This is a genomic window from Clostridium neuense, from assembly GCF_045310695.1.
Taxonomy (GTDB): Bacteria; Bacillota; Clostridia; order Clostridiales; family Clostridiaceae; genus Clostridium_S; species Clostridium_S neuense.
In genome coordinates this window covers 1-25,501 of record NZ_JBJIAA010000004.1, presented here as the reverse complement: position 1 = coordinate 25,501, position 25,501 = coordinate 1, and the positions used below count along the sequence as shown (strand labels likewise).

The window sequence follows — 25,501 nt, the reverse complement described above, 5'->3', positions numbered from 1 at the left end:
CACCTAAAAATGGGTACATTTTTTCTTGTTAAATTGGTATATAATTATAGATAAGTAAAGTTGAATAGGAGCGATATTAATGAATATACGCGAGTTAATAATATATAAAAAAACAATACCTAAAAGAGAGGCTGAATATGTGGATTTTCCAAGCGGTTTATCACAGGAATTATGCAGTTATCTTTCTAAAAATGGAATTGAAAAATTATACTCCCATCAAGCTGAAATGTTTGAAATAGCTTTAAAGAAAAATAACATAGTAATAACAACATCTACAGCAAGCGGTAAAACGCTTAGTTTTTTATTACCAGTTCTTCAGGAAGTTTTATCAAATCCGCTAGCAAGGGCAATTTTTATATACCCTACAAAAGCACTTGCAAGTGATCAGTATCGTGCTCTTTTACCGTATCTAGAGTACTTTGGTGAGGGAAGAATTTCTGCTGGAGTGTATGATGGAGATACACCAGTAAATGAAAGAAGCCGAATTAGGAAAAGTGCAAACATTATTTTAACCAACCCAGAAATGATAAACAGTGCTTTTTTACCTAATCACAGTAAATTTGGATTTGATTTTATATTTTCTAATTTAAAGTATGTTGTAATTGATGAACTTCATACATATAGAGGTGCCTTTGGTTCACACCTTGCAAATGTTTTTAGAAGGCTTAAAAGAGTGTGTAGATATTATAATTCATCGCCGCAGTACCTTTGTAGTTCAGCAACCATAGCAAATCCTCTTGAACTAGCGGAGGAAGTTTGCACACAAAAATTTATTCAAATAAACAGAGATGGTTCTCCAGCCTCTGAGAGGAAATATGTGCTAGTGCAGCCGCCAAAGATTATGGGAGCTGACAAAAAATATTATGGACAGGTACAGCCTACTTCAGTTGCAGCTGATTTAATACCTAAATTGGTTGAAGGGGGAAATACCTTCATTGCTTTTGCTAAATCGAGGAGAAATGTTGAGGTGGTATTAAAAGAAGCAAGAGATAAATTAGAAACAGAAAGCTTTTTTGGAGCATCCTTGGCAGATAAGATATCTGGATATAGGGGAGGCTACACTCCAATAGAACGTAAGAAAATTGAAAATAAAATGATTACAGGTGTTTTAAAAGGACTTGTATCTACTAATGCATTAGAGCTTGGTATAGATATTGGGAAGCTTGATACATCAATAGTAATTGGATATCCAGGCACAAAGGCCTCCTTCTGGCAGCAAACAGGAAGAGCAGGTAGAAGCGGAGGAAAGTGTACTAATTATTTAATTCTTGATAGCCTTCCTTTTGACCAGTATATTGGAATAAATCCAGATTGGCTTTTTAAAGGTGAAAGTGAAAATGCAGTTATAGATAAAAATAATCTTTTGATAGAGCTTTCACACATACGTGCTGCTGCAGCTGAAATTCCATTGACCTTAGACGATATTTCTCTTTTCCCCGATTTAGGGGAGACAATTCCTGTTTTAATAAGAGCAAATGAACTAACTAGTCAAAATGGTAAGTTCGCTTGGTCAGGAAATTCCTTTCCAGCAGGAGATTTTAGTTTGAGAAATATAGATAAAGTTAGGTATAAATTAATTAATAAAGAAAACAACAAAGAAATAACAGAAATGGATGAAATGCAGGCTTTTAGAGAAATTCATGATGGAGCAATTTATATGCACGATGGTGTTTTGTACGAGATTATAAGGTTTGATTTAGAAAGTAAAACTGCATTCGCAATTCCTTTTAGTGGAAACTACTACACAATGCCTGGAGATAATACTGATATTAGAATTATTCAAGGCAATAAGGAGATGGATTACAAGCGTACTCATATTACTTTTGGAGATGTAAATGTTGATCAAATAGTTTATATGTACAAAAAATTGCAGTTTCACAATCACCAAAACTTAGGGTTTGAGCAGTTACCAAAATCATTATCTAAAGCTTTTGATACGGAAAGTACATGGATACAAATTCCTGATAATGTTGTTAAAGTTTACAGAAGAATGCTTCAGGAAAGTGAAAATGGCAAATATATAAGAAACAATCATTTCGAAGGCTTATGTTATGCAATTAAAAATGCAACGATGATGGCTACAATGACAGAGCAGGAGGATATTGGGGTTTCAATGTCAAATAATGCATCAGAATTAAGCGGAAATTTTGAAGGCAATGTATATATGTTTATTTATGATAAGTATATAGGTGGTCTTGGTTATGCAGAAAAAGCCTTTGATTTAATTGAACAAATTATAGAAAATGCTATTAAGATGGTTGATGGATGCAAATGTGAAAGTGGCTGTGCCGCATGCATAGGAGATTATAAATTAAATAAGGCTATGGTTTTGTGGGGATTAAAGAATTTACTAGATGAAATAGCAGCCCCTAGAGATATTAAATTAGCTGAGTACGCACCATCAACTTTTATTAAAAAGCACTTTCAATTTAGTGAGCTTCAGGGAAAATGGAAGGAATTCTGTGAATATATGAAGGGAAATGGAGATGCATTTGCAGCATTTTTAAGTACAATTCCAGAAGTAGAGGTAGAGGGAAATACTTTAACTTTAATTTTGAGTAATGCTTTTTATAAAGAATGGGTAATGGAAGAAAACAATAAAAGAAGCATAATAAATATTATTTACTTTCATACAGATGCTCCAGAAAAAATTGAGCTAAGAATTAGAATAGAAGAAGCAGAAGAGGATAGAAATAACATAAGAGATAAACTTCAGAAAAGATATGAAGACCTTGTAGAATAGGAGAGTTATATGGATTATAGCAAGGAGTTAGAGAGACTAAACAAATACCAAAAGGAAGCCGTATTTGATGAAAGTAATGCCTGCATAGTAAATGCTAATGTTGGAAGTGGAAAAACAACAGTATTAATTTCAAAGATTGAATATCTTCATTATGAGAAAAATATAAATTACAAGGATATGGTTGTACTAACCTTTACTAATAAAGCAGCAAATGAAATTAAGGAAAGATTAATTAGTTTGGATAATAGTATTAAACATGAGGAATTAGAGAACTTTGGAACCTTTCACAGCACCGCTCTTCATCTACTAAAGTCAGCATTACCTATTGATAAAATTGGATATACAAAGGATTTTTTAGTAATAGAACCAGAGGAAGAATTAGATATTGCCATGCAAATAGTGCAGGAAAATAAGCTTAAGGTTAAATATAAAAACAGGTTAAAAAAAAGGCTTGAAGAGGCTGCAGGCATTAGTGAGGGAGAGGAAAAGATTTCTAGGTATAATGATGATATTTTTGAACTTGTTAGGCTATTAAAGGAAGAAAAAATAAAACAAAATAAAATGTCATTTTCAGACATACTTAAGAACGCAAATCTTTTATTAGATGATGGCAGTGTAAGGCCAAAGTGGATTATTATTGACGAGGTTCAAGACAGCGATAATTTGCAGCTTGAGTTCATCCATAAATTAAAAAGTGGAAGCACTAAATTGTTTGCAGTAGGTGATCCAAATCAAGTTATTTATAGCTGGCGTGGAGGCTCACTTAATGTGTTTTATACCTTAAAAAATAAATATGCTGCAAAAGAACTATCTCTTCCCATTAATTATCGCTCAAGTACTTCTATTTTAGAAGCAGCAAAATGTTTTTTAGATGATGGAAACAGCTTAAAGGGAATACGAGAGCAGGGAAGCAAAATAGTAGTAAAAAATCAATATAATCCATTTAATGAAGCTTGCTATTTAGCAGATAAAATTAAAGAAATACATAAATCAGGGGTACCATATAATGAAATTGCAGTTTTTTATAGATTACAAAATCAGTCCAAGGTATTTGAAGATGTTTTTTTCAAAAATGAGATTCCATATGAATTATCATTAAAGAAAAACATACGCGATATTTCAGTGCTAAATTGGGTTATTAAGCTATTAAGATTTTCTGTAAATACCAATGATTTGTCATCAGCAGAATATGTGCTTAGTAGCAAGGAGTATGGTGAAAGAATAACAGAAAAGGAAGCAAGAAAAATAGTTAAGGGACAAAGACTAGATAAACCTGATTTATTTATAAAAATGCAAGAATTCACTTTAAAATGCTCTCAAATAACTAAAGAAGAGGAACTTTATAATTATTTTAATTTTGATAAATATATTAGACCAACAGCAGCAACATACATAGAAGACAAAGAAGCAATTTGTACTTTGCTCCATATTATTATGGAATATGTTAAAGAAAGAAAAATGACCTTTCTTGATGGACTTAAAGATTTTATTAATTCTTCTGTATTGTATGGAGTGAATATCTTAAAAAAGGATATAGATAGTAATAAAGAATCGGTTAAACTTATGACACTCCATGCTTCTAAGGGACTAGAATTTTCTCATGTGTTCATTGTAGGTATAAATTATGGTTTGATTCCGCTTCAGTCTAAATGTATGGAAGAGGAAGAAGAGGAGAAAAGATTATTTTTCGTGGGAATTACAAGAGCAAAGGATTACTTGGAGCTTTCCTATTATACGAATCCGGATTATTATAGAGCAACGCCAGGTGAAAGCTTATACATTCATATGATTCCCCAGCAGTTAATTGAAAGTGATGAAGTTAAAAATTCTAATGTAAGTTTGCAGGAACTTAAGAAACAAATTCAAGAGGAAAAAAATCAAAACAAGAAAGACGAGACAGCAGCTGAACCAGTAAATAAGATTCCCATAAAACGAGTAAAACATAAGAAATATGGAATTGGAAAGGTTATTAAAGAAGATGATATGATGGTTGAAGTTGAATTTGAAAATTATGGAGTGAAAGAATTTATAAAGGCTTTTAGTGAATTAGAATTATTATAATGTATTTTTATTTAATGCTATTGGATAAATATTTTAAGGAATATATGAGGCAGGAGCTAAATGATTGTAATACAGTTAAAAGCTTAATAACTAGAAAACACAGGTTTAAAAGTATTTAAATTATTCTTAGGACATAAAGTTAAATTTAGTCAATAAATTTAACTTTATGTCCTGTATGTATTATAATAATGATGGTATGTTTATTTATTTCGACAAATTTTATTCACTTATTCGTAAAATGTAAATTCTCAAGGGAATTATGGAAGGATTGAGGTTATTATTTTTTATAGATTATTAAAAATTGAGGAGAATTATTTATGATAAAATTAGAGAATATTTCATTTACATACAAAAATAAAATAGCACTTGATAATGTGAATGTTCATATAGAGGATGGTGAAGCTATAGCAATTATAGGACCTAATGGAAGTGGAAAGTCAACTTTTTTAAAGCTATTGAATGCTATTATTTTTCCTAACCAAGGCAAGTATATATTTGATAATATTGAAATAAATGAACATGCATTAAAAGATGCTATGGCCTTAAAATTATTTCATAAAAGATTGGGATTTGTATTTCAAAATTCTGATGCTCAGTTATTTTGTTCTACGGTTTTTGAAGAAGTTGCATTTGGACTTATACAAATGCAATTAGAAGTAGAGGAAATAAATAAGAGAACCTTTGATTGTCTTAAACTTCTTAATGTAGATAAGCTAAAAGATGAACATCCTTACAATTTAAGTGGAGGTGAAAAAAAAAGAGTTGCAATTGCTAGTGTACTTGCTATGAATCCAGAAGTAATAACTTTGGATGAACCAATGAATGGAATAGATCCAAAAGGAAAAAGCTTTTTAAAAGAGTTATTAATAGCTCTAAATAAAAGCGGCAAAACTATAATTTGCGCAACTCACGATTTTGAATACATAAAAGGTGTTTTTAAGAGAGCTATAGTTTTTTCAGAGGATCATAAAATAATAAGGGACGATAGGTATGAAAATGTTATAAAGGATAAGGAATTTTTAAAAAAATATAATATTATATGAGTTAAAAAATAAGCGATAAAGAGGAGAGGTAAGGATGAAAATTTTATACTACGATTGTTTTTGTGGAATAAGTGGGGACATGAACTTAGCGGCATTGATAGATTTAGGAGTTCCTAAAAAATATTTAACTGAGGAACTTTCAAAGCTTAACTTAAATTCCGAATATGAAATAAGAATTGAAAGGTCTATGAAACTTGGAATAACAGGAACTAGAGTGGATGTTACATTAAAAAATAACATGCATGGACATAGTCATGAAGAACATATACATAGTCATGAGCATCATCATAGAAACTTAAAGGATGTAGAGGATATAATAAATTCAAGCAATTTAAGTGATGAAGTAAAAAAACTCAGTCTAGATATATTTATGAAGGTTGCAGAGGCGGAAGCAAAGGTTCATGGAAAAATGATAGATGAAGTGCATTTTCATGAGGTGGGTGCTATTGATTCTATTGTAGATATAGTAGGAGCAGCTATTTGTATAGATTACCTAAAAGTTGATAAAATTATAGCATCGCCAGTTCAGGTTGGAGGCGGTTTTGTTAAGTGTGCCCATGGTATTATGCCAGTGCCAGCTCCTGCAACAGCAGAGATTTTAAAAAATATTCCTATGAATACTGGAATTGTACAATTTGAGACAACTACGCCTACGGGTGCTGCAATACTTGCTGCAAATGCTGAGGAATTTACTAAAAATATTGATTTTGAAGTTAAGAAGATAGGGTATGGAATAGGACATAGAGACTTAGAAATACCGAACGTATTAAGAGTATACTTAGGTGAAAAGGAAGCCAGTGAAAAAAAGGATGAACAGTATATATTTGAAACTAATATAGACGATATGAATCCAGAACTTTACGGATATGTGGAAGATAAACTTTTTGAAGCTGGAGCCTTGGATGTGTTTAAAACACCTATATATATGAAAAAAGGAAGACCAGGTATAAAATTAAGTGTATTAACCGAGTTAAAAAAAGAAAATGGTATTTTGGATATTATTTTTGAAGAAACAACTTCCTTAGGTATTAGAAAATATAAGGTTGAAAAGATAATGCTGGATAGAGAATTTTCAAAAGTAAATACAGAATATGGAGACATTACAGTAAAGAAAGCTTATTATAAAGGAAAGTTAGTAAAATACAAACCAGAGTACGAAGAATGCAAAACTATAGCAAAAGAGAAAAAATTACCCTTAGATAAAATATATAAAGCTGTATATAAACAAGATTTAAATTAAAATTAAAAGGTGGGAAAATAAATGATAAACAATGAAAAATATGATGAATTAATCAAATATCTTAAAGGCTTAGGAAGAGTAGTTTTGGCATTTTCTGGAGGAGTAGATAGTACCTTCTTACTTAGAGCAGCTAAAGAAGCGCTTGGCAATAACCTAAAGGCAGTGACAATTATGTCACCATATATTCCAAGATGGGAAATAGCAGAGGCAAAGGAACTAGTTAAAGAATTAGGAGTTGATCATGAAATCATAGATGCTCCTATCATTGATTCAATTAAATTTAATCCGGAAAATAGATGTTATCTTTGCAAAACTGCAGTTTTTAGCATGATATTAGAAATAGCTAAAAAGCAGGGTTATGAGTATGTAATTGATGGAACTAACTTTGATGATACAAAAGACTATAGACCAGGTCTTAAAGCTCTAAAGGAATTAAAAATAAAAAGCCCACTTTTGGAATGCAAACTAACTAAGGCAGAAATAAGAGCATTTTCTAAAGAATTGGGACTTAAAACTTGGGACAAGCCGCCATATGCTTGCCTCTTGACAAGAATACCATATGGAAATGAGTTAAAAGTAGAGGATTTTAGGAAAATTGAAAAAGCAGAAAGATATATGATGAGTATAGGTTTTAGAGCTATTAGAGTAAGATGTCATGGAGACTTAGCAAGAGTTGAAGTAAGTAAAGAAGATAGAAGTAAGTTGTTTGATGAAAAACTTTTAGATACTATTGCTGAGAATATAAAAAAATGTGGTTTTAAATATGCAGCATTAGATTTTCAAGGATATAGAGTAGGAAGCTTTAATGAAACAATTTTAAAGAAATAGAGTACAGATAACAGATTACACTGTATTTTGAATAGGGTGGTGAACATATTGGATAAAGATGAAATTAAAATTTTATTAAACGAAGTTAAAGAAAATAAAATAAATGTAGAAGAGGCTCTAAAAAAATTAGAAGACTTGCCTTTTAAAGATTTGGGGTTTGCAAAAATAGATAATCACAGAGAAATTAGAGTTGGTTATCCAGAGGTAATATATTGTGCTGGAAAGACAGTCGCTCAAGTTAGAGATATTGTTAAATTTATGCTTACAAAAAACAATAATATATTAGGTACTAGAGCTACTGAAGAAATGTTTAACGCAGTAAAAGAAATATGCTTGGAAGCAGAATATAATGAGCTTGGGAAAACAATAACTGTAAGAAAAAAAGAACAGCAGATTACAGATAGCTATATAGCCATTGTTGCAGCAGGCACTTCTGATTTGCCAGTTGTAGAAGAAGCATATGAAACTGCAAAAATACTAGGAAATAAAGTTGTTAAAGTAATTGATGTAGGAGTTGCAGGTATACACAGACTTTTTGCCAAACTAGATATTATTAGAGGAGCTAAGGTTGTTATAGTAGTTGCAGGAATGGAAGGGGCACTGGCTAGTGTTATAGGCGGCCTTGTTAATAAGCCAGTTATAGCAGTCCCAACAAGCGTTGGCTATGGAGCTAATTTTGGAGGGATATCAGCTCTATTATCAATGCTAAATAGCTGTGCTAGTGGTGTTAGTGTAGTAAATATTGATAACGGATTTGGTGCAGCATATAATGCAAGTATAATTAATAAATTATAAAATATATTAAGATAGCAGCTTCAATAAAAGTGGAGTTTTGATGAGGCATATAATTTTATATGCTTTGTCTTTTATAAAAAGCATTGCATTTACATAATAATTATTATGTAAATGCAATCTTATGTAAACTAACTAAAAATATTGCATTTTATTTTACAAACAATTATAATATAAAAGTAATATAATTAATTCTTATCTAGAACGGTGGAGGGACTGGCCCTGTGAAGCCTAACAACCGGCATTATCATTTCAATGTACGGTGTTAATTCCTGCAAAGCTTATTGTTTTGAGAGATAAGAAAAACAGTTTTGAGTATTTTGATTACTTACAATCCGTTTTTCTTGTGCGAAACGGATTTTTTTATACTTTAAATTTTATGTGTAGGACGGTGATATATATGCCAATAAAAATACCGGATAATCTTCCAGCAGCGCAAACTTTAGATAACGAGAACATATTTTTTATGCACGAAAATAGAGCTTATCATCAAGACATAAGGCCGCTTGATATTTTGATTTTAAATTTAATGCCTAAAAAGATAGTTACTGAGACCCAAATTTTAAGATTGATTGGTAATTCACCACTTCAAGTGAATCCAACATTTATTCATACAGAAACGCATGCTTCACAAAATACATCTCAAGAACATCTTCTAACATTTTATAAAAACTTTAATGAGGTTAAAGATGAGAAATTTGATGGAATGATAATAACTGGTGCACCGGTAGAAACAATGGCATTCGAAGATGTCGATTACTGGAAGGAACTCTGCCAGATATTTGAATGGACTAATACAAATGTAACATCTACGATTCATATATGTTGGGGAGCTCAAGCTGGCTTATACTACCATTATGGAATAAAAAAATATGAACTTGAAGAAAAATTATTTGGGGTGTTTGAACATACTGTAACAAAAGAACATGTTAAGCTTACAAGAGGCTTTGATGAAAGCTTCTATGCACCTCATTCAAGGCATACAACTGTTAAAAAAGAAGATGTAGAAAAAAATCCCAATCTTCAAATTCTTGCGGAGTCAGATGAAGCAGGCATATATATAGTATCAAACAAGAATGGAAAACAAATATTTGTAATGGGACATTCTGAATACGATAAGGATACTTTAAATGACGAGTATGTTAGAGATTTAAAATTAGGTATGGATATTAAACCTCCTAAAAATTATTTTAGAGATGATGATCCATCAAAGGGAGCAGTTGTTACTTGGAGAGGGCATGCTAATTTGCTTTTTTCAAATTGGCTTAATTATTATGTATATCAGGAAACTCCATATGAGATTAAAAAAATAAAATAGCTATTGACAGGCATAAGTATAAATATTATCATAAGTATATACAATTATTTGTTTTTACACTGGCAGCGGGATATTATAACCTCGTCTCTGATTTGAGATGAGGTTTTGTTTTATAGACAAATATACGGCTATAGTTAATATATGATGGAGGTAAAAGTATTATGAAAAAAATATTGATTATGGATACAACTTTAAGAGATGGTGAAAAGGTTCCAGGCACTAAGCTTAATATTAATGAGCAACTAAAGATTGCGTATCAGCTTCAAAAAATGAATGTTGATGTAATAGAAACAAGTTTTCCCTCTCTATCTCATAATGATTTAGAAGCTACCAAGATCATAGCTCAAAAGATCGGTGATAAAACTACAATTTCTATACCATCAAGGGCTATAAGACATGATATTGATGAGGTCTATAGTTGCGTAAAAAATTCTTATGACCCAATAATTCATATTGTTTTAGGATCATCTGACTTGTATAATGGAAAGAACAAAGAGCAGATATTCATGCAGAATATAGATGCTATAAAATATGCGAAATCAATATTGCCTAAAGTTCAATATTCCTTTACAGATGCTTCAAGACAAGATTTTGATATTCTTTGGGAAAAAATCAAACTTGTTGTTGAAGCTGGAGCTAATATAATAAATATTCCTGATACGGTAAGTGTTATGGTGCCTGATGAATATGGTGAAATAATAAATAAGATAAATTATAGGCTTAAAAATTTAGATAAAGATATAATTTTAAGCGTTCACTGTCATAATGATTTAGGTCTTGCCACAGCAAACTCACTAATTGCAATAAAAAATGGTGCAGATAAAATAGAATGTACTATAAACGGATTTGGAGAGAGAGCCGGAAATACTGCTTTGGAAGAAGTTGCAATGGCACTTAAGCTTCACAAAAAATACTACAATGCTTATACAGGACTCGTTACAAGGGAAATAAATAATACATCAAAGCTTGTTAGTTATCTTATGGGGATAGATATACAAATTAATAAACCTATAACCGGCAGTAATGTTTTCTCGCATTATTCAAATTTAAGAATGAAGGAAATTACAAATTCTGAGAATACTTATGAAATAATACATCCCGAAGACGTCGGAATAGAAAATTCAGAGCTTATCTTAACTTCACGTTCTGGAGAAAGTGCTCTAAAAAAAGGATTGGCTAAAATTGGATTTGATAGGTTCACTAATAAAGAATTCAAAAATTTATTTAAAGAGTTTCTTGAACTTGCTAACAAGAAAAAAGAAGTATACTCTTATGATCTTTTATATCTTATAGAAAAAAATCTTGAAGAAAGCAGTAAACAAGATGAAGAATTTTTGCAAGTTAAAAACAAGCTTTATGAATTGATAGACATAGAAGTTGTGAGCAATATTTTATTTTCAAGAGCTACTGTTAAAATAAAAAGAAAAGATAGTGTTTTTCAAGGCGAAGGCGTAGGCAACGGACCTGTGGATGCTGTTTATACCGCTATAAGAGATGTTATAAAATTAAATATAGAACTTGGAGAATACAAAATAAAAAGTGTTTCAAAAGGCAAAGAGGCTTTAGGAAAAGTTGATATTCAAGTGATCTATAAAAATAAAGATTACACTGCAAAAGCAGTTGATACTGACGTTGTAAGAGCTAGTGCTTATGCTTTTGTAAATGCAATAAACAGTGTTATAATTGATAAAGAAACCAGTAAAACTGTATAAAAGTAAGCAGAAAGTCGAAGAAATTTAATTTCTCTTCGATTTTTATTTTAATTGTTTGAAAAGCATCAAATATCCTCTTATGTTTTATTGATAATTTTTATCATTTGATTATCAATGGAATGGAGGGGACACAAAAATAAGTTTTACTATAGTATAGTAAAACTGCATTCTGTTAAAAATCAGAAATATACTTTTTAAAGTGAGTGTATTTCTATGGCTTATAAAAAACTATACTTAAAAAAATTATCACAAATTAATTACTATATACTATACAAAAGAAGGAATTCGCCCCCCTTACGTCGAATATTTTATTCGTAAAATGTGAATTTGACGAAATAAGCGTAATTTTTAGGAGGTTTTTATATGAAATATGATATTAAACAAGCTTTTGATTCTGATATTCCCTTTGAAGTTAATAACTTTTTAAATTATTTAGGAACTATTCGCGGCAAATCTAAAAATACTATATATAATTATAAAATTGATTTAATTTTATTTTTTAGGTTTTTAAAATTATATAAAGGACTTGTAAGCAATAATGAAGATTTTAATAATATAAAAATAAATGATATAGATAATAGATTTATAGAGACTATATCTTTAAGCGATATATATGCTTTTTTGTCCTTTGTTGAAAACTATAGACATAACAGTGCCTATGGAAGAGCCAGAAAAGTTGCAACCTTAAGGTCTTTCTTTAAATATCTTACCGGAAAAGCTAAAATAATAAAAGAAAACCCTACCCTAGAATTGGAATCTCCGAAAATCAGCAAGAGGAATCCGGTTTATCTAACGTTAGATGAAAGTAAAAAGCTTCTAAGTGTAATAGACGGCCCCTTTTGTGAAAGAGATTACTGCATAATAACATTATTTTTAAACTGCGGTATGCGTTTATCAGAACTTGTAAGTATAGATATATCAAAAATAAAAGGTGACACCCTTACTATTGTAGGTAAAGGAAACAAAGAAAGAACTGTTTATTTAAATGATTCCTGTATAAGAGCTATAAATTCATACTTAATTGAGAGAAATAAAATTTTTGATAAAATACATAAAGAAGATAAAGATGCACTTTTCATAAGTAGAAAATTAACTAGAATAAATAAAAGAACAATAGAACTTATGGTTAAAAAATACGTTGCTAAAGCAGGCCTCAGCTATGAAAAATTCACTCCCCACAAGCTTAGGCATACTGCTGCAACGCTTATGTATAAGTACGGTAATGTAGACATTAGAAGTCTTCAACAAATACTAGGTCACGAGAGTGTTTCTACCACTCAAATTTATACTCATGTTGACGACGAAAAATTAAGAGAAGCAGTGAAATCTAATCCATTAAATTCCTTAGAATAAATAAAAATACTTACAAGTTTTTACTGCTTGTAAGTATTTTTATTTATTTCGCTTTTTTAATAGAAAACATTCCAGGATAAGTTTCTTCGATATATTTCTTTCTTTTTTCTTCATCTTCTAATATTTCGTTTAACCCATCTATATCATCAATTAATTCAAAATCGATTTCTTCCTTTTTATCTGTATCAACATAGTCATCGTCATAATCATTCAAAAGTTCTGTTTGATTAATCTCATCATAATCTGCACTATTTGTTTTTTCCTCTTCAAGCTCTTCTTGAATTTTTTTGATTTCCGTTTCATCCTCTATTACATCATCTATTCTTATTGAGCGTGTATCAAACCCATCGATATTCAAGCACTTTCCACAGTTATTACATATTTTATTTGGATCTAAATCACATTTATCACATTCACCACAGTTATTGCATATTTTATTTAAATCAAGGACACAATTCTTTTTCATAAAGCACCTACCCTCTTTACAATTTATAATTTTCAAGAATTTATAGTAAAACACTCTTATAAGATATTTTCCATGAAACTATATTATATCAAAGTAAAAAAAATAAATCAATATAGGCGTAGCATATTTTTAATTACGAACATTAGTTTGCATAGAAATAATACTTGTGTTATAATTTTTTATATAAATAAGATTTGAGAGGTGTAATAATGGCAGTACATAAAGATAAGGACGTACAGAGCGAAATTTATGAATTTATAAGACAAGAAGTATTAGATAAAGGTTACCCTCCATCTGTAAGAGAAATATGTGCCAAGGTGGGTCTTAGTTCAACTTCGACAGTACATAGTCATTTATCAAAACTTGAAAAAAAAGGTCTTATAAAAAGAGATCCTACAAAGCCAAGAGCTATAGAAATAATTAAAGATCCTATTGCAAAAAAAGAAATGGTGGATATTCCTATAATAGGAAAGGTTCAAGCTGGTCAGCCTATTTTGGCAGTTGAAAATATAGAGGATTACTTTACTATTCCACTAAATTTTGTTAGAGGAAACAACGACTTATTTATTTTAAAAATCAGCGGTGAAAGTATGATAGAAGCCGGTATTTATGATGGAGATTTAGCTATCATCGAAAAAGTAAATTCTGCTGAAAATGGAGAAATTGTTGTAGCCTTAATAGAAAATGAAGCTACCATAAAAAGGTTTTATAAAGAAGATGGTAGAATACGACTTCAACCTGAAAATCATACTATGGAGCCTATCATTGTTAATGATTGCAAAATAGTAGGTAAATTAACAGGAATATATAGAAAATATTAAAAAAGAGAGTATAACTCTCTTTTTTAATTGTTTTTAAGAAGCTTTGATAAACCTATAAGAATTCCTATCTTTGCATGATCAAAGGTAAGTCCTCCCTGAAGATATCCTATGTAAGGTTCTCTTATAGGTGCATCTGCCGAAAGTTCTATAGAAGAACCTTGAATAAAAGCACCTGCTGCCATTATAACCTGATCTTCATACCCAGGCATATCCCATGGTTCACATTCAACAAAAGAGTCTATAGGTGATCCGTGCTGTATTCCTTTTATAAAATTAATTAGTTTTGTTTTATCGTTAAATTTAATTGCCTGAATAATATCACTTCTCTTATCATTATATTTAGGAAGAACTTCAAAACCACAAAGTTCCATTATTCTAGCGCAAAAAACGGCTCCTTTAACAGCTTCTATTGCAACATGGGGAGCAAGAAATAATCCTTCATAAAGCTGTCTCATAACGCCAAAAGTAGAGCCACACTCTCCTCCTATTCCTGGCACAGTAAGTCTGTAGGAAGCCTGCTGTACACACTCAGCTTTTCCAGCAATGTATCCACCAGTTGGTGCAATTCCGCCACCTATATTTTTTATAAGTGAACCTGCAACTATATCTGCTCCAACATCAGTTGGCTCCTTTTTATCAATAAATTCACCATAGCAGTTGTCAACAAAAACCAAGACCTCTGGTTTAACTGATTTTATATTTTTGATAATTTCTTCTATTTCATCTACACTTAAGGATTTTCTCCATCCGTAACCTGTAGAACGCTGAATATGAACTAGCTTTATGCTATGATCATTTTCTAATTCACTTTTTATCCTAGCTATGTCAACTTTTCCGTCCTTTAAATCAATCATTTTATATTTTACACCGTATTCCTTAAGTGATCCTACCCTTTCTTCATCTCCTATTCCTATTATGTCATGAAGTGTATCATAAGGCATTCCACATACAGAAAGAAGAGTATCTCCTGTTCTTAAGTTTCCAAAAAGAGCAGCACCTATAGCATGAGTGCCATTTACAAAATGAGGTCTTACAAGAGCACTTTCTGCATTGAATATATTTGCATATACCTTATCAAGAGAATCCCTTCCTATATCCCCATAACCGTAGCCAGAGGAATTAGTAAAATGTGATTCACTTATTTTTTCGTCTTGAAGAGCCTTTAAAACTTTAAGCTGATTAAATTCTCTTATTTCATCATAGTAAGCAAATTCATCTTTGACATCTGTAAGTGCTTTTTCATATAAGTCAAAAACTTCCTCACTTATGTCGTATGTATTCATTAACATTTCTTTTGTCAAATTTAGCATAATAAAATAAACCTCCTGAAAATTCATCCTTAAATATGGTATCACAATAAAAAAAATAGGCAAACCACTGCCTATTTTTTTATTTTAACTGCATAAAAATGCACTTTAAATTACTCTTCGTCTTGTGGGATTTGATTAAAGAGTATAGGTTTTAATGGTGTTATAGTTGAAACTGCATGTTTGTATACCATCATCTGCTTATTATCGTTATCTAATATTATTGTAAAACTATCAAATCCTTTTACATTTCCTCTTAATTGAAATCCATTAGTTAAATGAATTGTAACAGGTATTTTATTTTTTCTTGCATTATTTAAAAATATATCCTGTAGATTATTTGTTGGCTTATTATTCATGTTACTCACCCTCCGCTTTGTTTTAAATATATAATTCTATAAAATTTTATAAAATCCTTCTTTTTAGTTATTGTTTAATAAATCCTCTTTAATTTTAGCAACTATCTCATTGTCATCTTTATATATGTCTTTGTTTATCCATTTTGCACGTTTATCTTTTCTAAACCAGGTAAGCTGCCTTTTGGCATAATGTCTACTTCCTTTCTTAATAAGCTCAACAGCCTCTTCAAAGCTTAATTCACCATCAAGGTAGTATAAAATTTCTTTGTATCCGATACCCTTCATTGACTGCATATCTGAATTATATCCCATATTCTTAAGTTTTACAACTTCAGTTACAAGACCATCATGAAGCATTTTATTAACTCTTTTATCTATGCGCTCATAAAGCTTCTCTCTATTCATATTAAGTACATAATAACTTATATCGTAGGGAATGTCATATAAATTAACCCCTTTATTTATTGAACTTATAGTTTTTTTAGTTACTCTATATACCTCTAAGGCTCTTATAACTCTTTTTAAATCATTTGGATATAGTTTTTCATAAGATTCCTTATCTATATCTTTGAGAAGTTCATGAACATAATTTTTACCTTTTTCTAGAGCAAGCTTATTTAAATACTCTCTATACTCTTCATCTTTATATGCTCCTGTAAATTCATAATTGCATATAATAGAATTAATATAAAGACCTGTTCCTCCAGCGATTATTGGATATTTTCCTCTTGCTATTATATCATCTATTGCATTTTCTGCTCTACTTTTAAATTCAGCAGCACTAAATTCCTCTGAGGGATCTATTATATCTATAAGATGATGTTTTATCCCTTCCATCTCATCCAAAGATATCTTCGCAGAGCCTATGTCCATGTGCTTATAAATTTGCATAGAATCTGCTGAAATTATTTCTCCATTTAGCTCTTTAGCAAGTTTTATTGATATATCTGTTTTTCCAACAGCTGTAGGTCCAGCTATTATAAGAAGTTTTTTCATATTGCAAACTCATCCTTCTTTTTATCTATATAGTGAAACTTCACCCTATTGAATTCTCTTAAACCTTTTTTCAAAATCATTTACTGTGTATTTTATTATAGTAGGTCTTCCATGGGGGCAATTAAATGGGTCATCTAGATATCTTAAATCATCTATGAGTTTTTCCATTTCGACTGTGCTTAATTTATTATATGCCTTTACAGCAGCTTTACATGCCAAAGTTGCTATTTTCATGTATTTTACTTCAATTGTTTCTCCACTTCCCATATTTTTAAGGTTATCAAGTATGCTTAAAAACATGTCTTTAATATAAGGCTTTCCTAAAAACATAGGAACCTCTTTTATTATTATTGTGTTATCTCCAAAAATTTCGCTCTTAAATCCAGCATTTTCAAATATATTTTTGTTTTCAACATAATAAACATAGTCTGACGGAATTAATTCAATAACTGCAGGAGTTATCAATATTTGAGATACCACATTTCTGTTTTTTATTTCATTTCTATATTTTTCAAAGAGCACTTTTTCATGAGCAGCATGTTGATCTATAACATAAAATACTTTGATTCCCTCAGCTAAAATATATGTGTTATCAAACTGACCTATTACTCTTAATTTTTCAAATTTAGGAGTTTTCTCTGAGGAAATGCTTTCTATATTATTATCAATTTTTTCTTTGATAAAATCATGAGAAGGCAACCTTTCATTTTCTGTTTTATAATAAGGAACTTCTATCTTTTCATTATTAGCCTCATTAGGTTTTATCACATTATTTTCATTTATAGAAGAACTTTTTAAATCAATTGGAAGCTGAACAACATCTATACTTTCATCTTTCACTTCATTTTTTAGTTTATTTATGGCATTTTCCTCTTTAACTACAGCATCAATTTGAAAACTATCCTTGATATTTTCTCTTAAAGCTTCATGAACTGTGTCAAATATAATTTTAAATATTTCCCTTTCGTTTCTAAACTTTATTTCAGATTTTGTAGGATGAACATTTACATCTACAAATTCAGGAAAAATATCTAAGAAAATTATAAAAAAAGGGAACTTATTAATCATAGTAAAGGATTTTACTGCATTTTCAACAGCTGTGGTTATAAGCCTATTTTTTATATATCTATTGTTTATAAATATACTTTGGTTGTTTCTGCTTCCTCTACTTATTTCTGCATTTCCAACATAACCGTGAACAGAAACCAAATCTGAATGCCTTTCAAAATAAACTACATTATCAACTATTTTTTTACCATATATCTCTCTTATTGTATCGATAAGTTTATCTGTAGAATATGTAGTTATAGATTTTTTACCACTATTTATAAGCTTAAAGGATACACTGCTGTGAGATAAAGCCAATCTATTAACTATATCAGAAATAGCGGCCATCTCTTTTTGAGGTGATTTTAAAAATTTTGCTCTTGCAGGAACATTATAAAATAAGTTTTTAACTTCAATGGTAGTTCCTATACTGCAGCCGCAATCTTTTACATAATTTATACTGCCCCCACTTATTGATATCTCTCTTCCAAAATCGCTTTCACTAGTTTTGGATCTTAAAATTGTATTTGATACAGCTGCAATACTTGGAAGAGCTTCTCCTCTAAAGCCAAGTGTATTTATAGAGTATATATCTTCTATTTTAGAAATTTTGCTTGTAGCATGAGGCCTAAACGCTTTTTCAACGTCATCACTGTAAATTCCATGACCGTCGTCAACTATTCTTATAAGGGTTTCTCCACCATTTTCTATCTCTATATTTATGGTTTTTGCTTCAGCATCAATGCTGTTTTCGATTAGTTCTTTTACAACTGATGCAGGTCTTTCTATAACTTCTCCTGCAGCAATCTTATTTGAAGTTTCTTCGCTTAATAAATTTATTCTTCTCAAAGTGTTTCCCTTCTTTACTGTACATTTAAAATCCTTAATCCATGTCTTTGGCCTGCTTTATAAAAGCATACAGCTTATTCATGCATTCAATAGGGTTCATTTCAAGAATTTCAGTATTTTTCAATTCTTTAATTAAATTATCTCTTTCTATGTCATTAAAGTCAATTTGAAGTTTACTTTGTTCTTTCTTAGCAATTTTAGGTTTTTGAGGTTCAACACTATTTACGATTTTATCAGCTGCTATTTCACTTTTATTATTACTCTCAAGTTCTTTTAATATTTCTCTTGCTCTAATAATAACATCATCAGGAATTCCAGCTATCTTTGCAACCTCTATTCCATAAGATTCATCTGCTCCACCTTTTATTATCTTCCTTAAAAAAATAATGTCATCATCAACCTTTTTTACAGCTATAGAATAATTTTTAAGTCCATCTACTATTCCTTCAAGTTTTGTAAGTTCATGATAGTGTGTAGCAAAAAGAGTTTTACATTTCATTTTTTTATTAGTGCATATATATTCTATTACAGACCAAGCTATACTTAGCCCATCATAAGTACTTGTTCCCCTACCGACTTCATCTAAAAGTATGAGACTATTATTAGTAGCATTTTTCAGAATATTAGACACTTCCCACATTTCTACCATAAAAGTACTTTTTCCAGCTGCAAGATCATCAGAAGCTCCTATTCTTGTAAAAATTTTATCACATATTGATATTTCAGCCTCACTTGCAGGAACAAAGCTGCCCATTTGAGCCATTAAAGCTATAAGGGCTACCTGTCTCATGTATGTAGATTTACCTGCCATATTAGGGCCTGTAATAAGCATAAGCATATTTTCTTTTGTATCCATTTCTGTATCATTAGAAACAAAAGTACCATGAGGTATTACTTTTTCTACAACAGGATGCCTTCCTTCTTTTATTTTGATTTCACCGTGATTTTTGATCACAGGCTTGCAGTAATTATTTTCACGTGCTACCTGTGCAAAGGAGCTTATGCAATCAATCTTAGATAATATTTTTGCAGCCAGCTTTATTCTGTCAATTTGCTTTTCTATTTCATCCCTTACTTTTACAAAAATATCGTATTCTAAAGCTATGAGCTTTTCTTCTGCTCCCAATATTTTTTCTTCCATTTCCTTAAGTTCAGGAGTTATATACCTTTCACAATTTGCAAGAGTTTGCTTTCTTATATATCTTCCCTCTGGAACAAGATTTAAATTTGATCTAGTAACTTCTATATAGTATCCAAAAACTTTATTATATCCAACCTTCAAAGATTTTATTCCAGTTTCATCTTTTTCTTTTGTTTCAAGAGAAGCTATCCATTCTTTACCATGAGCTTTTGCAAGCCTTAATTCATCAACCTTAGGGTCATATCCATCTTTTATTATATTACCCTCTTTTACTGATAAAGAAGGATTTGATAATATAGCTGAGTCCAGTAAAAGATATATATCCTTCAAATCATCAAGATTTTTTTCCATGTTCATCAAAAAATTAGATTTAAATTGTGCCATCAGCTGTTTTATTGTAGGAAGATTTTGTATAGAGCTTTTAAGTGATAAAAGTTCTTTTGCATTTACACTCTTAGAGGATATTTTACCAGCAAGTCTTTCTATATCATATATTTGCTTTAAAGCTTCCTTTAAATCCTCATGAGCATTTACACTGTTTACTAATTCTTCTACAGCATCAAGTCTATTTTTTATTTTATTTTCTTCTATTAAAGGTTGTTCAACCCACTTTCTAAGCTGTCTTGCACCCATGGCAGTACTAGTTTTATCAAGTACCCACAAGAGAGAACCTTTTTTACTTTTGTCTCTTAAAGTTTCAGTAAGCTCCAAATTTCTTCTTGAATTTAAATCTATACTTAAAAAATCAATTACATTGTAATACTCTAGCTCATCTAAGTGAGTAAGCATTATTTTTTGTGTATCCATTATATAGCGCAAAAGTCCATTAGCACAGCTTTTAAGTAGAGAATTCATGTTTATTTCAGCGTAATTAGAAAATTGTGTCTTTAAATTACTTTCTGCAAATTCATCAAAATACTTATCTTCAAGTTCAGTATAGGATACTGAGAATCTTTCCTTCATATTTTTTATCAACTTCAAATCAGCAGTATTTTGAATTAATATTTCTTTTGGAGAAAACTTTGATATTTCATTATATATTAAATCAGGATCATAGTCTGTTTCAGTACATTTGAATTCTCCAGTAGATATATCTGCAAAGCACATTGCTGCTTTATCATTTCCTATATAAATTGACATAATGTAATTGTTTTTAGTGTCCTCAAGAAAAGATGAGTCTGTATAGGTTCCAGGCGTAAGAACCTTTATTACATCCCTTTTTACAAGACCCTTTGTTAGTGCTGGATCTTCAAGCTGCTCTGCTATTGCAACCTTATAGCCTTTTGATATTAATTTACTTGCATAGATTGCATATGCATGATGAGGCACACCACACATAGGAGCTCTTTTACTAAGTCCGCAGTCTTTTCCCGTCAAAACAAGTTCTAGTTCTCTTGAAGCAGTTTCAGCATCTTCAAAAAACATTTCATAAAAATCACCTATTCTAAAAAAAAGAATGCAATCTTTATAATTTTCTTTTACACTTAAAAATTGCTGCATCATAGGAGTCATTCCCATAAGTATATCATCCCTCAATAACTAAATTTCTTCTCCTACCAAAGAAAAAGATTGTGCCTTTGTTATTTTTACATTTATAAGTTTACCTATAGCATCTTCTGAACCTATAAAGTTAACAAGCTTTCCAGTTCTTGTTCTTCCCATTAACTTACCATCATTATTTTTGCTTTTTCCTTCTACTAAGATTTCTACGACTTTGCCTTCATATTCTTTATTCTTTTCTGCACATATTCTATTTACTGCTTCTACTAGCCTATTAAATCTTTCATGCTTTACATCCTCTGGAATTTGGCTAGGAAGCTTTGCAGCGGGAGTACCTTCTCTTATTGAATAAAGGAAAGTAAAGGCTGAATCGTACCTTACTTCTTCAACTAAGCTTAAAGTATCTTCAAAATCTTTTTCAGTTTCTCCAGGGAAACCAACTATTATATCTGTAGTTATAGCTACATCTTTAACTTGCTCTTTTATCTTTTTAATTAGAGACATATAGTAATCCCTATCATAATGCCTGTTCATTTTTTTCATTATCTCTGAAGAACCGGATTGAACAGGTAAATGTATGTGCTCGCACACCTTATCACATTCTGCTACGGCCTTTATAACATCATCAGTTAAATCCTTTGGATGCGACGTCATAAACCTTATTCTATGAAGTCCTTCAATTTTGTTTATTCTTCTTAGAAGTCCCGCAAAATTGATCTCTTCTTCAAGACCTTTTCCATAGGAATTTACATTTTGGCCAAGTAAAGTTACTTCCTTGTAACCTTCTCCAACTAGTTTTTTAATTTCAGCTTCTATATCAGAAGGTTTTCTGCTTCTTTCTCGCCCTCTTACATATGGAACTATGCAATATGTACAAAAATTATTGCAGCCATACATAATGGTTACAAAGGCTTTAATTTTACTTTCTCTATCAATTGGAAGGCCTTCTATTATATCTTCTTCCTTATCCCATATTTCAAGTATTGACTTTCTACTTTCCTTAACCTCTTTTAAATATGAAGGAAACATTTGAATATTGTGAGTTCCCATTATTATATCTACAAAAGGAAATCTTTTCTTTATATCTTCTGCCATTTTATTTTCCTGCATCATGCAGCCGCATACGGTTATTATTAAATTGGGGTTTTTTGCTTTGAGTTTTCTCAAAACACCTAAATTTCCAAAGACCTTAAGTTCAGCATTTTCTCTAACACAGCAGGTATTAAATATAATAAGATCAGCTTCATCTTTATTTTCAGTACTAGTATAATTAAGTTTTTTAAGCATTCCTGAAAGTTTTTCGGAGTCTTCAGCATTCATCTGACAGCCCCATGTTTCTATATAAAATTTACTCTCCATATTTCCTCCTATTAAAACACATAATATAAAATTTTATAAAACGTCAATTTAATATTATATCATATGTAATTTAATTATTGAAGTAATTAAATTACATTTATTATGAATAACTTTTAAACTTCTGAAAATACTAATAATATAAAAAAAACAAAAAGGAGGTTTTCATATGTATGATGCAAAACTTCTTGAGAATGAAGAAACTAATGAAGCTTCGCTTTTAAAAAGTGATTCTATATGCGATTTGTGTTATTTTCAAAAGTATCCAGGTGAAAGGTTGTTTTACAATAAATCATTACATGTTCCCATAGATGGTTTACTAAATAAAGATACACAGTAAAAATCCTTTAGTGAGGGGAATCTTTTAATATTTCCCTTCACCTTTTTAACTAAATCACATCAATAAAAAAAGAACAATTAATAGTCTTATTTATTAATCATTCTTTTTTATATAATCTTTTTCCAAAGACAGCATTCTTTGCTTTCAACAAATCCTACTGATTTATACAGATTAATAGCAATAGAATTCTTTATATCTACATTAATATAAGCTTTGTCATATCCAATTGATTTTATATAATTAAGTATATACTGAAGAAAGTATTTTCCGTATCCATTTCCCCTGTATTTTGATAGCAGTCCAAAGTTAACAACAAATGGCAAACCACCTTTGAATATTAATTGTCCATACCCTATAGCCTCATTATTTAACTTAATGAAGAGTGAACCATCGTCCACATAATAGCTTTGAGTTTCATCATAATATATATCATCAACAGCTATTGGAATACGTCCATCCTTATGAAATACTTCATTTTGAATATAACATCTTATTTCTTCTTCCTTAGATTTTACTAAAGCTTCAACTTTAATATTTTGAAAATGCTTAAGTTCAAAATATTTTTCAAGAGAAATCTCAAGTTCATAGTTACCTTCTATTTCTTCAAAATTAAGCTTTTTTAATATTTCATAATTGTATAAATTTTTTTCACATTTATACATAAAAGTTTTAGCCGATTTAAATGACTCCAAAAGCATATTATAGGTATTAGTATCAAAGAAAAACTCTTTGCACATTTCTATACAATTTATATTATAAGTTTCTTTTGAGTTTTCTTTTTTTACCCAAATGAAGCCTATGTATTTATTATCATATTTAAGCAAATGTACATTTTTTTTTATTAAAAGTTTTTTTAGCATATTATCTTTTTTAAATTCATCCATGAAATCCATATTAAGTTTATTAAAATTATGCCTTTTAGAATTTAACCATATTAAATATTTAAGATTATATTTATTTAAAATCTCACAACTATACATATCTACCTCTTACAAAAATTATAAATAATAGCATTTTTATGTCAATTATAATTGTATTTCTTTAAGTAATCAATATATTTTTCTATAAAATTATCCTGAAATTTACCAGCATCTATTATTTTATTTAATCTTTTTATATATTTTTTCTCAGTCCAATTTTTACATTTTACGTATCTCTTTTTACCAAGCTTCCAAAATTTATGTGGAAAGATTATAATAGAAAGCATTATTTGAAGTTCTTCTATAGTAAGTTTATTAATTGACATGTACGCTTCCATAATTAATTTAGCTTTATCAAAATCCCAATTATATTCTTTTTTAAACATAAGTCTTCTAATCATTTTACCAAGGTCACTTATTTCAAAATCAACAATTATACTATCTAAATCTATAATATAATATTTATCGTCCTTTTTTATTATGTTTTGATAATAGAAACTATTATGACATATTGTTTGTTTTTTTTCATAGTTTTTCAAAAAATTTAAATAGGATGATTCATTTAAAAGTTTAAGAGATAATGAGCCTATATCGCAGTACTTATCAATAAGCTTTTCATATTCCTCATCAAATTCATTTCTTAATCTTTTTATACTTATAAGTTTTTTGTAATTACTCATATCATTTACACAATGAGTGAAAAATATCACTAGATTTTTCGTATTACTTCTTACATAAAGCTTAGACTTGTCAATATTTTTACAAGCAGAATGAAAGTTAGCAAGCAATTTAGCACAATTAATAGTTTCTTTTATGTCGTTCATATTACATTCATCACCATTTATCCATTCAGTAACATAAAACACATATCCTTTATGACGAACAAAAAGCTTATTGTCTTTAGTTTTAATATAACCTGCTATATTGTAAAAGTTATTTTTCTTAAGCTCAGTCGTTAAGTAGCTTCCGTTATAAGCTTTTTTACTTCCATGCTTCATTCTTTTTAAACAAAACGCTCCACTATTGGTTTCAATTCTATAAGCACTTCTAACCTTTTTAATATCCTTAACGATAAATTCATATTTGCTAATAACCTTATTTATCATTCTATATTCTTTACTTTTTAAGATCTCAACAAACTCAGTACTTCTATAGTCAACCATAGTATTTCCTCCACAATTAGTGTACATTAAAATATATTATAGCTAACTTGAAGTTATAACCATTTTAAAAATAAATATCCACCAGCTTAGCTGGTGGTTTTTCCTTAAGCCCTATAAGGGCACATTACCAGCATTATGCCTTAAGG

At 30.0% G+C, this 25,501-nt stretch carries 20 protein-coding genes and 1 riboswitch; of the genes, 11 read left to right on the top strand and 9 right to left on the bottom strand.

Features of this window, described 5'->3' with window-relative positions:
- Window positions 1–79: 79 nt before the first annotated feature.
- The 9 genes from ACJDT4_RS05280 to ACJDT4_RS05240 all read left to right on the top strand — a co-directional run bounded on the left by ACJDT4_RS05280 (window position 80) and on the right by ACJDT4_RS05240 (window position 13,090).
- Complete coding sequence (locus ACJDT4_RS05280) at window positions 80–2,743, top strand: DEAD/DEAH box helicase (protein ID WP_406786496.1); 2,664 nt, start codon at window positions 80–82, stop codon at window positions 2,741–2,743.
- 9 nt (window positions 2,744–2,752) lie between these two features.
- A complete protein-coding gene (locus ACJDT4_RS05275; protein WP_406786495.1) occupies window positions 2,753–4,804 on the top strand; it encodes an ATP-dependent helicase in 2,052 nt (683 codons plus the stop codon).
- A 317-nt stretch (window positions 4,805–5,121) separates the two neighbouring features.
- Entirely contained in the window at window positions 5,122–5,847 is a 726-nt protein-coding gene (locus tag ACJDT4_RS05270; RefSeq protein ID WP_406786494.1) for an energy-coupling factor ABC transporter ATP-binding protein, read from the top strand.
- A gap of 34 nt (window positions 5,848–5,881) precedes the next feature.
- Window positions 5,882–7,087, top strand: coding sequence for a nickel pincer cofactor biosynthesis protein LarC (gene larC, locus ACJDT4_RS05265; RefSeq protein ID WP_406786493.1), 1,206 nt, complete (start codon window positions 5,882–5,884; stop codon window positions 7,085–7,087).
- A 21-nt stretch (window positions 7,088–7,108) separates the two neighbouring features.
- Window positions 7,109–7,915 (top strand): ATP-dependent sacrificial sulfur transferase LarE, encoded by an 807-nt coding sequence (gene larE / locus ACJDT4_RS05260; RefSeq protein ID WP_406786492.1) that lies wholly within the window; start codon window positions 7,109–7,111, stop codon window positions 7,913–7,915.
- A 48-nt stretch (window positions 7,916–7,963) separates the two neighbouring features.
- Entirely contained in the window at window positions 7,964–8,710 is a 747-nt protein-coding gene (gene larB, locus ACJDT4_RS05255) for a nickel pincer cofactor biosynthesis protein LarB (RefSeq protein WP_406786491.1), read from the top strand.
- A gap of 189 nt (window positions 8,711–8,899) precedes the next feature.
- A riboswitch (SAM riboswitch) is annotated at window positions 8,900–9,010 on the top strand.
- Window positions 9,011–9,107: 97 nt separating this feature from the next.
- Window positions 9,108–10,025, top strand: coding sequence for a homoserine O-acetyltransferase MetA (metA, locus tag ACJDT4_RS05250; RefSeq protein WP_406786490.1), 918 nt, complete (start codon window positions 9,108–9,110; stop codon window positions 10,023–10,025).
- Window positions 10,026–10,186: 161 nt separating this feature from the next.
- Window positions 10,187–11,737, top strand: a complete 1,551-nt coding sequence (locus tag ACJDT4_RS05245) for a 2-isopropylmalate synthase (RefSeq protein ID WP_406786489.1) — start codon at window positions 10,187–10,189, stop codon at window positions 11,735–11,737.
- Between the two features lie 363 nt (window positions 11,738–12,100).
- Complete coding sequence (locus ACJDT4_RS05240; RefSeq protein WP_406786488.1) at window positions 12,101–13,090, top strand: tyrosine recombinase XerC; 990 nt, start codon at window positions 12,101–12,103, stop codon at window positions 13,088–13,090.
- A gap of 43 nt (window positions 13,091–13,133) precedes the next feature.
- Here the strand turns inward: ACJDT4_RS05240 and ACJDT4_RS05235 are convergent, their stop codons facing one another.
- Complete coding sequence (locus ACJDT4_RS05235) at window positions 13,134–13,556, bottom strand: hypothetical protein (protein ID WP_406786487.1); 423 nt, start codon at window positions 13,554–13,556, stop codon at window positions 13,134–13,136.
- A 209-nt stretch (window positions 13,557–13,765) separates the two neighbouring features.
- On the opposite strand from ACJDT4_RS05235, the gene lexA reads away from it, so the two are divergent.
- On the top strand, window positions 13,766–14,377 hold the full coding sequence (lexA, locus tag ACJDT4_RS05230; protein WP_406786486.1) for a transcriptional repressor LexA: 612 nt from the start codon (window positions 13,766–13,768) through the stop codon (window positions 14,375–14,377).
- A gap of 23 nt (window positions 14,378–14,400) precedes the next feature.
- Here lexA and ACJDT4_RS05225 read toward each other — a convergent pair whose 3' ends face one another.
- The 6 genes from ACJDT4_RS05225 to miaB form a co-directional block, all read right to left on the bottom strand.
- Window positions 14,401–15,687, bottom strand: a complete 1,287-nt coding sequence (locus tag ACJDT4_RS05225) for a methionine gamma-lyase family protein (RefSeq protein ID WP_406786485.1) — start codon at window positions 15,685–15,687, stop codon at window positions 14,401–14,403.
- A 110-nt stretch (window positions 15,688–15,797) separates the two neighbouring features.
- Window positions 15,798–16,043, bottom strand: coding sequence for an RNA chaperone Hfq (gene hfq / locus ACJDT4_RS05220; protein WP_406786484.1), 246 nt, complete (start codon window positions 16,041–16,043; stop codon window positions 15,798–15,800).
- 63 nt (window positions 16,044–16,106) lie between these two features.
- Entirely contained in the window at window positions 16,107–17,039 is a 933-nt protein-coding gene (gene miaA / locus ACJDT4_RS05215; RefSeq protein ID WP_406786483.1) for a tRNA (adenosine(37)-N6)-dimethylallyltransferase MiaA, read from the bottom strand.
- 45 nt (window positions 17,040–17,084) lie between these two features.
- The gene (gene mutL, locus ACJDT4_RS05210; RefSeq protein ID WP_406786482.1) at window positions 17,085–18,935 is read right to left on the bottom strand and encodes a DNA mismatch repair endonuclease MutL; all 1,851 of its coding nucleotides are present in this window, start codon (window positions 18,933–18,935) and stop codon (window positions 17,085–17,087) included.
- A 34-nt stretch (window positions 18,936–18,969) separates the two neighbouring features.
- Window positions 18,970–21,594, bottom strand: coding sequence for a DNA mismatch repair protein MutS (gene mutS, locus ACJDT4_RS05205; protein ID WP_406786754.1), 2,625 nt, complete (start codon window positions 21,592–21,594; stop codon window positions 18,970–18,972).
- A 21-nt stretch (window positions 21,595–21,615) separates the two neighbouring features.
- Window positions 21,616–22,935 carry a tRNA (N6-isopentenyl adenosine(37)-C2)-methylthiotransferase MiaB gene (gene miaB, locus ACJDT4_RS05200; RefSeq protein WP_406786481.1) on the bottom strand — a complete coding sequence of 440 codons (1,320 nt, stop codon included), beginning with the start codon at window positions 22,933–22,935 and terminating at the stop codon, window positions 21,616–21,618.
- A 166-nt stretch (window positions 22,936–23,101) separates the two neighbouring features.
- Here miaB and ACJDT4_RS05195 point away from each other — a divergent pair, with 166 nt between their 5' ends.
- Window positions 23,102–23,272 carry a hypothetical protein gene (locus ACJDT4_RS05195; protein ID WP_406786480.1) on the top strand — a complete coding sequence of 57 codons (171 nt, stop codon included), beginning with the start codon at window positions 23,102–23,104 and terminating at the stop codon, window positions 23,270–23,272.
- Window positions 23,273–23,379: 107 nt separating this feature from the next.
- Here ACJDT4_RS05195 and ACJDT4_RS05190 read toward each other — a convergent pair whose 3' ends face one another.
- Both ACJDT4_RS05190 and ACJDT4_RS05185 read right to left on the bottom strand, forming a co-directional pair.
- On the bottom strand, window positions 23,380–24,252 hold the full coding sequence (locus ACJDT4_RS05190; RefSeq protein WP_406786479.1) for a GNAT family N-acetyltransferase: 873 nt from the start codon (window positions 24,250–24,252) through the stop codon (window positions 23,380–23,382).
- Window positions 24,253–24,293: 41 nt separating this feature from the next.
- Complete coding sequence (locus tag ACJDT4_RS05185; RefSeq protein ID WP_406786478.1) at window positions 24,294–25,355, bottom strand: CotS family spore coat protein; 1,062 nt, start codon at window positions 25,353–25,355, stop codon at window positions 24,294–24,296.
- Window positions 25,356–25,501: the final 146 nt, after the last annotated feature.

Bases quoted from the DNA above. Each gene is read 5' to 3' on its own strand.
- ACJDT4_RS05280 (WP_406786496.1), top strand. From the start codon at position 80: ATGAATATACGCGAGTTAATAATATATAAAAAAACAATACCTAAAAGA.
- ACJDT4_RS05275 (WP_406786495.1), top strand. From the start codon at position 2,753: ATGGATTATAGCAAGGAGTTAGAGAGACTAAACAAATACCAAAAGGAA.
- ACJDT4_RS05270 (WP_406786494.1), top strand. From the start codon at position 5,122: ATGATAAAATTAGAGAATATTTCATTTACATACAAAAATAAAATAGCA.
- larC (WP_406786493.1), top strand. From the start codon at position 5,882: ATGAAAATTTTATACTACGATTGTTTTTGTGGAATAAGTGGGGACATG.
- larE (WP_406786492.1), top strand. From the start codon at position 7,109: ATGATAAACAATGAAAAATATGATGAATTAATCAAATATCTTAAAGGC.
- metA (WP_406786490.1), top strand. From the start codon at position 9,108: ATGCCAATAAAAATACCGGATAATCTTCCAGCAGCGCAAACTTTAGAT.
- ACJDT4_RS05245 (WP_406786489.1), top strand. From the start codon at position 10,187: ATGAAAAAAATATTGATTATGGATACAACTTTAAGAGATGGTGAAAAG.
- ACJDT4_RS05240 (WP_406786488.1), top strand. From the start codon at position 12,101: ATGAAATATGATATTAAACAAGCTTTTGATTCTGATATTCCCTTTGAA.
- ACJDT4_RS05235 (WP_406786487.1), bottom strand. From the start codon at position 13,556: ATGAAAAAGAATTGTGTCCTTGATTTAAATAAAATATGCAATAACTGT.
- lexA (WP_406786486.1), top strand. From the start codon at position 13,766: ATGGCAGTACATAAAGATAAGGACGTACAGAGCGAAATTTATGAATTT.
- ACJDT4_RS05225 (WP_406786485.1), bottom strand. From the start codon at position 15,687: ATGCTAAATTTGACAAAAGAAATGTTAATGAATACATACGACATAAGT.
- hfq (WP_406786484.1), bottom strand. From the start codon at position 16,043: ATGAATAATAAGCCAACAAATAATCTACAGGATATATTTTTAAATAAT.
- miaA (WP_406786483.1), bottom strand. From the start codon at position 17,039: ATGAAAAAACTTCTTATAATAGCTGGACCTACAGCTGTTGGAAAAACA.
- mutS (WP_406786754.1), bottom strand. From the start codon at position 21,594: ATGGGAATGACTCCTATGATGCAGCAATTTTTAAGTGTAAAAGAAAAT.
- miaB (WP_406786481.1), bottom strand. From the start codon at position 22,935: ATGGAGAGTAAATTTTATATAGAAACATGGGGCTGTCAGATGAATGCT.
- ACJDT4_RS05195 (WP_406786480.1), top strand. From the start codon at position 23,102: ATGTATGATGCAAAACTTCTTGAGAATGAAGAAACTAATGAAGCTTCG.
- ACJDT4_RS05190 (WP_406786479.1), bottom strand. From the start codon at position 24,252: ATGTATAGTTGTGAGATTTTAAATAAATATAATCTTAAATATTTAATA.
- ACJDT4_RS05185 (WP_406786478.1), bottom strand. From the start codon at position 25,355: ATGGTTGACTATAGAAGTACTGAGTTTGTTGAGATCTTAAAAAGTAAA.